At 67.0% G+C, this 10,746-nt stretch carries 10 protein-coding genes; 4 read left to right on the forward strand and 6 right to left on the reverse strand.

Translation table 11 applies throughout. The annotated features are described in order from the left end of the window. Nucleotides 1–33 precede the first annotated feature (33 nt). Entirely contained in the window at nucleotides 34–1,665 is a 1,632-nt protein-coding gene (locus VGI62_RS04910; RefSeq protein WP_331503276.1) for a long-chain fatty acid--CoA ligase, read from the reverse strand. A gap of 184 nt (nucleotides 1,666–1,849) precedes the next feature. Between VGI62_RS04910 and VGI62_RS04915 the strand changes: the two genes are divergently transcribed. Beyond that, nucleotides 1,850–2,383, forward strand: a complete 534-nt coding sequence (locus VGI62_RS04915; protein ID WP_331503277.1) for a cytochrome P460 family protein — start codon at nucleotides 1,850–1,852, stop codon at nucleotides 2,381–2,383. Nucleotides 2,384–2,654: 271 nt separating this feature from the next. Then, nucleotides 2,655–2,987 carry a carboxymuconolactone decarboxylase family protein gene (locus tag VGI62_RS04920; RefSeq protein ID WP_331503278.1) on the forward strand — a complete coding sequence of 111 codons (333 nt, stop codon included), beginning with the start codon at nucleotides 2,655–2,657 and terminating at the stop codon, nucleotides 2,985–2,987. Nucleotides 2,988–3,150: 163 nt separating this feature from the next. On the opposite strand, the gene VGI62_RS04925 is transcribed toward VGI62_RS04920, so the two are convergent. Together VGI62_RS04925 and ubiG are read right to left on the reverse strand one after the other, a co-directional pair. Then, entirely contained in the window at nucleotides 3,151–3,954 is an 804-nt protein-coding gene (locus VGI62_RS04925; RefSeq protein ID WP_331503279.1) for an FkbM family methyltransferase, read from the reverse strand. Between the two features lie 32 nt (nucleotides 3,955–3,986). Further along, nucleotides 3,987–4,745: a bifunctional 2-polyprenyl-6-hydroxyphenol methylase/3-demethylubiquinol 3-O-methyltransferase UbiG gene (gene ubiG, locus VGI62_RS04930; protein WP_331503280.1), complete on the reverse strand. Its 759-nt coding sequence runs from the start codon at nucleotides 4,743–4,745 to the stop codon at nucleotides 3,987–3,989. Nucleotides 4,746–4,870: 125 nt separating this feature from the next. Here ubiG and VGI62_RS04935 point away from each other — a divergent pair, with 125 nt between their 5' ends. After that, nucleotides 4,871–6,121: an aspartate kinase gene (locus VGI62_RS04935; RefSeq protein WP_331503281.1), complete on the forward strand. Its 1,251-nt coding sequence runs from the start codon at nucleotides 4,871–4,873 to the stop codon at nucleotides 6,119–6,121. Nucleotides 6,122–6,145: 24 nt separating this feature from the next. Here VGI62_RS04935 and VGI62_RS04940 read toward each other — a convergent pair whose 3' ends face one another. The 3 genes from VGI62_RS04940 to VGI62_RS04950 all read right to left on the reverse strand — a co-directional run bounded on the left by VGI62_RS04940 (nucleotide 6,146) and on the right by VGI62_RS04950 (nucleotide 9,810). Further along, nucleotides 6,146–6,565, reverse strand: coding sequence for a GNAT family N-acetyltransferase (locus tag VGI62_RS04940; protein WP_331503282.1), 420 nt, complete (start codon nucleotides 6,563–6,565; stop codon nucleotides 6,146–6,148). A gap of 10 nt (nucleotides 6,566–6,575) precedes the next feature. After that, nucleotides 6,576–7,979 carry an MFS transporter gene (locus VGI62_RS04945; RefSeq protein ID WP_331503283.1) on the reverse strand — a complete coding sequence of 468 codons (1,404 nt, stop codon included), beginning with the start codon at nucleotides 7,977–7,979 and terminating at the stop codon, nucleotides 6,576–6,578. 100 nt (nucleotides 7,980–8,079) lie between these two features. Beyond that, nucleotides 8,080–9,810 (reverse strand): alpha/beta hydrolase, encoded by a 1,731-nt coding sequence (locus VGI62_RS04950; RefSeq protein WP_331503284.1) that lies wholly within the window; start codon nucleotides 9,808–9,810, stop codon nucleotides 8,080–8,082. A gap of 190 nt (nucleotides 9,811–10,000) precedes the next feature. Here VGI62_RS04950 and VGI62_RS04955 point away from each other — a divergent pair. Continuing rightward, nucleotides 10,001–10,746: GAF domain-containing protein (locus VGI62_RS04955; protein ID WP_331503285.1), on the forward strand; the 746-nt coding region annotated here is incomplete at its 3' end.

Genomic DNA, 10,746 nt, shown 5'->3' on the forward strand with positions numbered 1-10,746 from the left:
CTCGGTTCAAGCCCCGGTTCGCTTAAGGATTTTTCACGACGCGCGGAGTTTTTCAGGCGTGCTCAATTGGTCACGCAATTCGCGTTTCAGGACTTTGCCCGTGGGACCGATCGGCAGGGACTCGACGATCCGCACCTCGTCTGGCGTCCACCATTTGGCGACGCGAGCGGCGACATGGGCTTTCAGGTCTTCCGGATCGGCAGTCTGGCCAGGGCGCAGGGTCACCAAGAGGAGCGGCCGCTCGTCCCACTTCGGATGCGGCACGCCGACGGCCGCGGCCATGGCGACCGCCGGGTGCGAGCAAACCGCTTCCTCAAGGTCCAGCGTCGATATCCACTCCCCGCCCGACTTGATCACGTCCTTCGCCCGGTCGGTGAGACGCAGATACCCCTGGGCATCGAGCGTCGCGATGTCGCCGGTGTCGAACCAACCATCGTCGGTAAAGGCGGCTGAGCCGTCGTTCTTGAAGTAGGCCGACGAGACCCAGGGCCCGCGAACCTGCAGATTCCCTGCGCTCTTGCCGTCACGCGGCAGTTCCTGGCCCTCAGGACCTACGATCCGCAAGTCGACACCCCACAGGCCGCGTCCCTGCTTCAGCTTGCGCTGCAGCGTCGCGTCAGCAGCTTCGTTGGCGTGTTCCGGCAACGCGGTGTTGATCACGCCAAGAGGACTCGTCTCGGTCATGCCCCAGATCTGGCGCACATGCCCGCCGAGGCGGTCTTCGATGCGACTGACCAGGGCCGCGGTCGGCGCGGAGCCGCCAATCGCTATGGTCTTCACCGATGTCAGCCTAGCGCCGGTCTGGTCGAGGTGGTCGGCCACCCCAACCCAGATGGTCGGAACGCCCAGAAGGAAAGTCACGCCCTCCTGGTCGATCAGTTCAGCGATGCTCGCGCCATCCAACGCCCGGCCTGGCAGCACCAGCTTGGCGCCGACTAAGGGAGCCGCGTAGGGCGTGCACCAGGCGTTAGCGTGGTACATCTGGGCACAGGGCATCACCACGTCCCGGGCCGAGAAGTTGAACGCGTCCGGCAGGCCGAGCGCCATGGCGTGCAGCACCGTCGAGCGGTGCGAGTAGAGGACTCCCTTCGGATTGCCGGTGGTGCCCGAGGTGTAGCAAAGGCCCGAGGCCTGCCGTTCGTCTAGCTCCGGCCAGTCGAAGTCCGGCGGGTTCGCCTCGACCAGGTCCTCGTAGACCAGCGCATCCTTGGGCGCCTCGGCCGGCAGGCGAGCCCGATCGGTCATCGCGACCTTCGCCTTTATCAATGGCATTTGCTCGGCGAGCTCGGAGACCTGGCCGGCAAAGGTGTTGTCGAAGAACAGAAAGCTGTCCTCAGCGTGATTGGCCACCCAGACGATCTGGTCGGCATGCAACCGCGGATTGATCGTATGGAGCACCGCGCCGATCCCGGTGACCGCGAAGTAGAGCTCGAAATGCCGGTGCGTCGACCAGGCCAGCGTCGCCACCCGGTCACCGGGTTTCACGCCCAGCCCAACCAGTGCGTTGGCGATCCGCTTGGTGCGCTTCAGCGCATCGGCGTAGCCATAGCGGTGGATCGGGCCCTCGACCATCCGATCAACCACCTCCCGGTCGGGGTGGTACTGGGCGGCGTACTCCAGGATCGACGGCAGCCTTAGCGGCCGATCCATCATCAGGGCCTGCATCGACGAAGAGCTCCAGTTGCTTGAGCAGGAAGCTAGGGACCTGGACCGACGACGTCGAGATGCGAAGCCGGTCCAGAGGGATCGCGCGCGCCCCGTACGCGCGGCGAGCATATACCCCATTCCGCCACTCGCCCGCGAACGTACCGAAAAGGCTCGTTCACGACCCACAGAGAAGAGGATCGCCATGAAGCGCAGCCAGAATCTCACCGCCGCGATAGCCGCCGGCGCGGTCGCCGGTCTGGGCGGTTCGGCCATCTACGCCCAGGCCAAGTACGCGCTGACCTCGCCGGGCGGAATCGCCTTTGCCGACTTCCGGGGATACGAGGACTGGGCCTTGGTTTCCTCTGCCCGGACAGACGAAGTACTCAAAGTGATCGTCGCCAATCCGACGATGATCAGCGCCTACAAAGCCGGCATTCCCGGGAACGGTAAGCCCTTCCCGGACGGCTCGAAGATCGTGAAGCTGCAGTGGAAGCCGAAGAAGAGCACCGAAGCGCCCTTCGTCGTCGATGTGCCGGACGTTTTCACGCAGGCCTTCGTTATCGAAAAGGACAGCAAGAGATTTCCGAAGAGCGGCGGCTGGGGTTACGCGCTGTTCAACTACGAAACCGCATCCGACAAGTTCACGGCCGATCCCAGTCTCTCGGATTGCGGAAACGCGTGCCATACGGCCGTGAAGGCGAAGGACTTCATCTTCCATCCCTATCAGAAGCGTTGAGCCCTCGGGGTCCGTCCGGGCACAGAGAACTGACCGCTCCCCGGAACCCATGCAAATCCGCTCGTCGCTGTCCAAAGCGACGCGGCGGAACCAGGCCTTCGTGGATCTGCTCGGAAGGATGGCCGAGCGGAGGGGCGCCACCTCCGCCCGGGTCGCTGACTAACCGCGGCTGTCGTGGCGCTGATGGAGCGCGGCGCCTCCGTCATTGAGGTGGAAGGCGAGCGATAACCGGCGCAGCTTTCGGACATCACCGGCCGCCAGGAGATCCGCCATGACCGACCAGCCCACCCCCGCTCGCAGCCCGTTCGACGACATCGCCCCAGCGCTCGGGCGCTACACATCCGAGGTGCTATTCGGCGAGGTGTGGGAACGGCCGGAACTGTCCAAGCGCGATCGCAGCCTGGTCACCGTCGCCTGCCTCGTCTCGCTCTACCGATCGAACGAACTGCCGTTCCACCTGAAACGCGCGCTGGAGAACGGCCTCACCCGCGAGGAACTGGTCGAGGCGATCACCCACCTTGCCTTCTATGCCGGATGGCCGACCGCGGCGTCGGCCATAGCGGCCGCCCGGCGTGTGTTCGAAGAGGTGGAATCCTCGCAATGACCGATCGCGTCGAAGGGGTGATCACCGGCGCGGGTAGCGACCTCGCCGAGGCGAGCGTCGGTCTGCCGGCCGCCCCGGAACCCGGTCGCTCATAAGCGCGCGCCACATCGCGCCGTTGGGCGCGCTGACGGCCGAACCGGGCTTCGCGTCTTCAGTTAAAGAGCTAAGCGGCCATGCGCGCCTTGAATACGCCGTCGGGGAGACGTGAGGCGCGGGCCGGATGGATGAAGAAATAGTCCTTCCAGGGCTCGTCCTCGACCACGGTCGAGCGCTCCTCCAGTCGCCGCCCGTTCAGGGCGAACATGCGGTAGCCGCGCCGGGCGAAGACTTCGACCACGGCCTCGGCCGTGCCGCCGAAGCGCTGCATCAGCATCGTCGGATGGATCTCCAGGAGCACCGTGGGGCTGTCGCGGTCTAGGATGCCTTGCGCGCCCTTCAGCGCCATGAGCTCGGCGCCTTCGATGTCCATGCGGATGAAATCGACCTGCGCGATCCCACGCTCGGCGCAAAAGGCGTCCAGCGTTACGACCGACGTCGGTTGCACTTCAGCGCCAGTGTCCTCGAGATCGGGCCTGGCCCGTCCCTGCGGCGCGGTCTCGGAGACGAAGGCGTAGGCGCGGCCCATACGTCCGGAGATCTTGCGCGGCGTCACCAACAGCATCTGGCCGGCCTTGTCGCCAACCGCGGCGTGCACCGGTGTCACTTGGTCACCGATCCTGTGGAGCGCCACCGTCGCTTTCAGCACCTGGTACGAGTAAGCCGATGGCTCGATCGCATAGATCTGCGCGCGCCGCGCAACCTGGGTGATGACGTAGGAATGGCGCCCGTCGCTGGCCCCCACGTGCAGGCAGACCGGCGCTCCGGACAAAAGGTCCGCCAGATACGGCGTCTCCGGCTCGTGCTTGAACCATCGCAGGTTGCGCCGCCAGACCCGGAAGGCGTGGCCCAGCACGCGTATTGAAGGCATCTTTGAACTTCTTCTCCACGGCGGGGCGATAGTTAGGCCGGCTCGCGAACCACCGTCATCATGTAGTTCACGTCAGCATCATGGCTCTGGGACCAGCGGCCCCTGAGCGGGTCGAACGCCACTCCGAAAGGTCCGTCGACCGCCACGGCCTGATCAGCCAAAAACCCGCGCAGCTCCTCGGGTTTAAGGAATTTCGACCAGTCATGGGTGCCCGCGGGCAGCCAGCGCAGGACGTATTCCGCGCCGACCTTGGCCAGGGCGAAGGCCTTCAGGGTCCGGTTGAGCGTGGCGACGATCATCAGCCCGCCAGGAGCCAGCATGCCGGCGCAATCGCGGAGGAACGCTCCCGGATCGGCCACGTGCTCGATCACCTCCATGTTGAGGATCACGTCAAAGGCCGTCTCGCCGGCCGCCAACAGCGCCTCGGCGGTCGAGCAACGGTAGTCGATGGACAGCCCCTGCTCCGTTGCGTGCGCGCTCGCCGTGCCGATATTCCGTTCCGAGGCGTCGACGCCGGTCACCCGAAATCCCAGCCGCGTCATCGGCTCGGACAAGAGCCCCCCGCCGCATCCGATGTCGAGCAGCCGCAGGCCCTCGAACGGTCGACGTGCCTGGGGGTCACGTCCGAACCTGTGCAACGCCTGGTCTCGGATGAACGCCAGGCGCGTCGGGTTGAACTTATGCAGGGGCGCAAACTTGCCCCGCGGGTCCCACCACTCAGCGGCGATCCGCGAGAACCGTTCGACCTCAGCCGGATCGATGCTCGAACGAGCGTGCGCTTGCGAAGCCATGCCTCCCCATAGCCCCCTTCCTCGCCAAAACGAAGACGCCTAGGCGTTGCAGGCCGTGCCCAGCGCCGCTAGAAGGCTCCGCCCCGTCCGCAGGCACAGCAACAAGGCTCGAACCGCTCAACCCAATGTCCCGGCTGGTGATGAAATTTGGCGGCACTTCGGTGGCCGACCTGGAACGCATCCGCCGCGTGGCCCGGCTGGTGAACGCCGAGGTCCAGGCGGGCCATAGTGTTGCGGTGGTCGTCTCGGCCATGGCGGGCAAGACCAACGAGCTGGTGGCTTGGACCGACGGCTCCGGCGCGGCGGCCCAGGGGCTGACGCCCTCCGACGACGAGTACGATGTGGTGGTGGCCTCCGGCGAGCAGGTGACGGCCGGCTTGCTGGCCATGAGCCTGCGCAACATGGGGTTGGCGGCCCGTTCGTGGATGGGCTGGCAGATCCCGATCATCGCCGACGACGCCCATGGCCGCGCCCGGATCGACGACGTCCAGCCCGAAAGGCTGGCCGCCGCCATGGATGCTGGAGAGGTCGCCGTGATCGCCGGCTTCCAGGGCGTCACCCGCGATGGGCGCATCGCCACCCTTGGGCGCGGCGGCTCCGACACCAGCGCGGTCGCCGTCGCGGCAGCCCTGAAAGCCGAGCGCTGCGACATCTATACTGACGTGGACGGGGTCTACACCACCGACCCTCGCATCGAATCCAAGGCCCGGCGGTTGGCCAAGATCTCGTACGAGGAGATGCTGGAGATGGCGTCCCTGGGCGCCAAGGTTCTGCAGACCCGCTCGGTCGAGCTCGCCATGGCCCAGAACGTGCCCCTGCGGGTGCTGTCGAGTTTCGTAGAGCCGGGTGAAGCCCCCGGCCAAGGCACCGTCGTGTGCGACGAGGATGAGATCATGGAAAAGCGGATCGTGAGCGGCGTGGCCTACAGTCGCGACGAGGCGAAGATCAGCCTCTTCGGCCTGCCCGACCATCCGGGTGTCTCCTCGGAGATCTTCGGCAAGCTGGCCGACGCCAACGTCAACGTCGACATGATCGTCCAGAGCCACGCGCGCACCCAGGACACCGCCAACATGGAGTTCACGGTCGGCAAGCGGGACGCCGCGCGCGCCGTGGAGATCGTTCGCGCCGCCCAGCCTTCGATCGGCTTCGACGATGTTCAGGTGAACGACGAGGTCTCCAAGGTCTCGGTGATCGGGGTCGGCATGCGCAGCCACACCGGCGTCGCCAAGACGATGTTCAGCGCGCTGGCCGAGAAGGGCGTCAACATCCAGGTGATCTCGACGTCCGAGATCAAGATCAGCGTGCTGATAGACGCCGCCTACACCGAACTGGCCGTCCGCGCCCTGCACGCCGCCTACGGGTTGGACCAGCTCTAGGACGCCACCCGCCCCGGGGCGGGGTCAGCATTCGAAGTCGAACATCACCACGTCGGCGGGCGGCGGGCTGATCCCGCCTGAGCCGGCGTAGAGCGCCATGGCCGCGGCGTTGCTCACGTTGGTGAACACGAACATCTCGTCCCACCGACCCTCGCGGCCGAGATCGCGCAGGGCCGCCAGCATCGCCTTGCCGATCCCGCGCCGGCGGTGGCTTTCGGCGACGTCCACCGAATAGATGAAGAAGCTCACAGCCTCGAAGCGCTGCAGAATATGGCCGTAGACGAAGCCCACGGCCTCGCCCCCCTCCAACGCCACCAGGTTCACGAGGTTCGCGTCCGCCAGGTGAGCCGTCGCTCGCTCGTGCGGCAGGGGGCCCTCGTCGGTCAGGGCCACCGCGCGGACCAGCAGATCCTCGTCGCCGGGCCCAAGCACGCGGATTTCCATGGCCGTTAACCTAGGCCTTCTCCGCCGACCCTGTCAGCCGGAACGCCGCCAAACCGCCGACCACCGCCAGCGGGATCACCGAGACGAAAACCCAGAATGAGGCGGACTGGGCGCTCTCGGCCGTGAGCCCCGCGGAGAACCCACCGAGATTCGCGGCCACGCCGGAGATCGCCGCCCCCGCCGCCGCCCCCGTCTGACGCACCGCCGTGATCGCCGAGGACCCGATGGCCTTGTCCTCCTCCGAAAGCGCCAGCAGCAGGCGCCGGCTCATGAACGCCCACGAAAGACCGAAGGCGACGCCCATCAAGGAGCCGCCGATAAGCACCCAGGCGAAGGCGCCTTCCGCCATGGTCCACGCCAGGATAATCAGGCTTGCGATCAGGCACCCAACCCCAAGCCTGATCCAGCGCCCATCCCAGACGCCCGTGGCGCCCGCCACCAGGATCGCCGAAAGCGTCCAGGCCGCCGACTCCGCGCCGATCGTGTAGCCGGCGGCGAGCGGCGAGAACCCGCGGAGCTGCTGCAGGATCGGCGGCCCGTAGATGGCGAAGCCCATCGTCGCCGCGGTCATGGCGAACATCGCGAAATAGCCGGACCCGCAGACCGTCCGAAGGTCGCCGGCCCGGTGCGGCAGCAGGCGCACCCGCGCCCGGGCGTCGATCCAGAAGACCAGGCCAAGCACGGCAAGCCCAGCCACCACGAGGCCGATGGAGAGCGTCGGGCTTCGCAAGACGTCGGCCACCGCGATGGCCGCCACCCCGACGCCCAGCACCCCGAGTTGGGTCCAGGGAATGCCTGGCCCGCCGCCGGCCTTGGCCGAACCCCGCAGCAGAAATGGCGCGGCGGCGCTGAACACCACCGACTGGATCGCGAACAGCCAGAAGACGTCTCGCCAGCTCCCGGTCTGCACGACCAGCCCGCCGAACAGCGGCCCCAGCACAGTCGCGATGCCCCAGATGAAGGTCACCGCGGCGAACACCCGCGCCAGGTGCCGCTCGGGGAACAGGAGCGCGATGGCCACCATGGCGAAGCCGGAGATCCAGCCCGATCCCAGGCCCTGGATCAGCCGCCCCGTCAGGAACGTCCCGACATCGGGCGCAAGCGCGCTCATCACGCAGCCGAACGCCATGATCACGCCTGCCATCGCCGTCGCGCCGCGAAGGCCGAAGATCTCCGACACCCGCCCCGAACTCGCACCGGCCAGGATCGCGCCGACCAGGAACCCTGCCGTGGCCCAGCTGAAGTAGGCGTAGCCGCCGAGCTGCGCCCCGACGCTCGGCATGATGGTGGCCGTCACCAGGCTGTCGGCGGCATTCAGCCAGACCCCCAGGCAGATCAGCGCAAAGCGCGGCAACCGGCCGTCCGCCAGCAGATCCGCCCAACCGTTCTCAGTCAGTTCGAGGGACCGCGTCACTCAGGCTCCGGACTCGGGGTGGTCCCAAACCCTTACAGCAAGAGCCGGGCGCTCAGCGCCCGGCGGGCCGGGGCCTTGCGAAGATGGGGGCGGCGGAGGCCTATCGCGAGCGCGCCGCCGCCGCCGGCAATTTGAATCCCGGGTACCAGTGCGTTGCTGTGCCGGCCGTCACATACCAGCTGAGCAACAGGGCGCAGATCAGCGCGCCCGGGACGTAAGAGTTGGTGCGCCGGTAGGTCACCGCTGCGATCGCCCCCACGACCGCCAACAGCGGCACGAACTGGATCGCCACGATGGTGTTCAGGGGTTCGCTGGGCGTGAATAACAGCCCGGTCCGGAACAGCGTCGCATACTGCACGACCAGCAGGACGATGAAGCCCAGGCACATCGCGATCTTCCAGCTGCCGGCCTGCATCAGGAAGCCCTCGCCCTTGACCGCCAGGTTCGCCGCCAGCGCGCGAAGCGCCACCAGGAAGAAGACCGCCCAGAGCACGAGATAGGGGATCGCCATCAGGGCATGGCGACCATCCAGCGGTTTCAGCCCTAGCACCCAGAAGCGGTAGTCGACTTTGAACACCGCATCGACCACCACCAGCGAGAGGTAGCCGACCGCGACGGTCGCCACCGCGATCGCCGCCGACTTCGGCCAGTCCGTCGTGAACACCGGCTTGCCGCCCCGCACCACCAGGCTCAGCACCACCGTGATCACCGCGTTGATCAGCGCCCAGACGATCAGCTGGTTCTGGATCGACTGCGGGAAGAGCTGCATCGGGAAGAAGAACACACCAAGCTTCATCAGCGGATAGAACGTGAGCGCCGGGACCGCCGCCGTCAGCAGGAACGCCAGCCACCACCTGCCGCCCCGCCGCTCGCTGATGGGCTGGGCCGGCTGGTTCAGGCTCGCAAACACCGGCAGGGTCAGCAGGACCTCGAAGGCGCCGATCAACAGACAGATGAAGCCCACGAAGGCGAGCGCCGTGCCGACGTCCTTCCAGACCCAGATCTGATCGCCGGGGGGCAGCGGATTGGCCTCCCCGGCAAGCGTCTTCTCGAACCAGTCCACCGCTCCGCCGACGCCGGCGCGGCTGAAGTGCTCCCACGGGTGGGTCACCGGCGGGTTCTCCAACACACGCGCGGTCCCATCGGCGATGGTCCCATAGATCTTGCCTACGACTACGGGGCCCGGCACGCCGAACGCCTTGGCGAGCTTATGCGACTGGGAAACCAGAGATCCCTTGGGCACGCCCCACATCAATGGCGCGAACTCGTCGTACTGGCCGAACACCACGGCCAGGTCCCTCGGACTGGCCGGTGAGTTGGCTCCCAGGAAACCGGGCGTCGACCCCTCGAGCACGATCGAACGGTAGCCGTCCGGCTGCGAGGCGGCTGCCGACATCACCGGAACACCGCCCATCGAGTGGCCCTCGAGCCCAATGCTTCCGCGGTCCACGTACGGCAGACTCTGCAGGAATCGCAGGGCGGCAGGTCCGCCAAGATCCTTCGACTGGCCGACCGCGCCGTCGGAATAACCATGGCCGATCATGTCCATCGCCAACACGACAAAGCCGCGTCTGGCGAGCTCGATTGCGAACGGGCTCTGCATCTCGCGGGTGTTGATGTAGCCGTGGCTGACCAGCACCGCCGGCGCCGGACGCTGGACGGTGGCGCTCGAGGGCACGTAGAGCAGGCCCGACTGCGTGAGCCCATTATCGCCCGCGAATCGGACGTCTTTCAGGGTCACACCGCCGGACGTCTGGACGGCGTGCGCCAGGTACGACCCCCCAAGGATCAGCACCAGCCCCAGGATTAGGAAGCCCCAGTTTCGCAGCATGGCGTCCCCCCGAACGACTTTTCTTGATCCGTCGGCGGTGACGATGCGTCCGTCCACAGAAAAGCTCAAGCGCGGGCGCCCAATTGCCGGGCGAAGGCGGTTAACGCGGCAATCACCCCTTTCTGTCTCCGTTCGGAGACATAAACCTGCTAGGACGCGAAAAAGCATTCGGGAGGACACAGCGACCAAGATGGCGGTTCCAGGCGTCGCGATACGCGGTCAGCGCAGCCTGCTTCGGCAGATCAGGGAGGCCCTCGCGGGCGGCGGCCCCGCGCAGGTTCGCCTGGATATGGTGGTGCGCATTATCGCCCGCTCGATGGTGGCTGAGGTCTGCTCGCTCTACATGCGCCGCGCGGCCGGCGACTTCGAGCTCTTCGCCACCGAAGGCCTCGATCCGAACGCCGTCCACGTCACTCGCCTGAAGCCGGGCGAGGGCCTGGTGGGCGAGATCATGAAGCTCGGCCGGCCGCTGAACCTGGCGGACGCCCCTGAGCACCCGGCCTTCTCCTACCGCCCCGAAACTGGCGAGGACCCCTACCACGCCTTCCTGGGCGTGCCTCTGCTGCGCGGCGGCCGATCGATCGGCGTGCTGGTGGTCCAGAACCGCACGGCGCGGGTCTATACCGAGGACGAGGTCGAAGACCTGCAGATCGTCGCCATGGTGCTGGCCGAGATGGTCGCCGCCGGCGAGCTGATCGGCGAGGCTGAGCTCAAGGGCGTCGAGATCGCGCCGCATCGGCCGGAGCGGCTCAAGGGCTCCAAGTTCGGCGACGGCCTGGCCTACGGCGTGGCCGTCCTGCACGAGCCCCCGGTCGCGCCTTCCCAGCTCCTGTCCGACGACGTGGTGGCCGAAGAGGCCCGGTTGAATGCCGCCGTCGGCAGCCTGCAGGCCCAGATCGATCAGATGCTGGAGGGCAACGCCGGCCTGGTCGACGC

It is taken from the genome of Phenylobacterium sp., assembly GCF_036495085.1.
Taxonomy (GTDB): domain Bacteria; phylum Pseudomonadota; class Alphaproteobacteria; order Caulobacterales; family Caulobacteraceae; genus Phenylobacterium.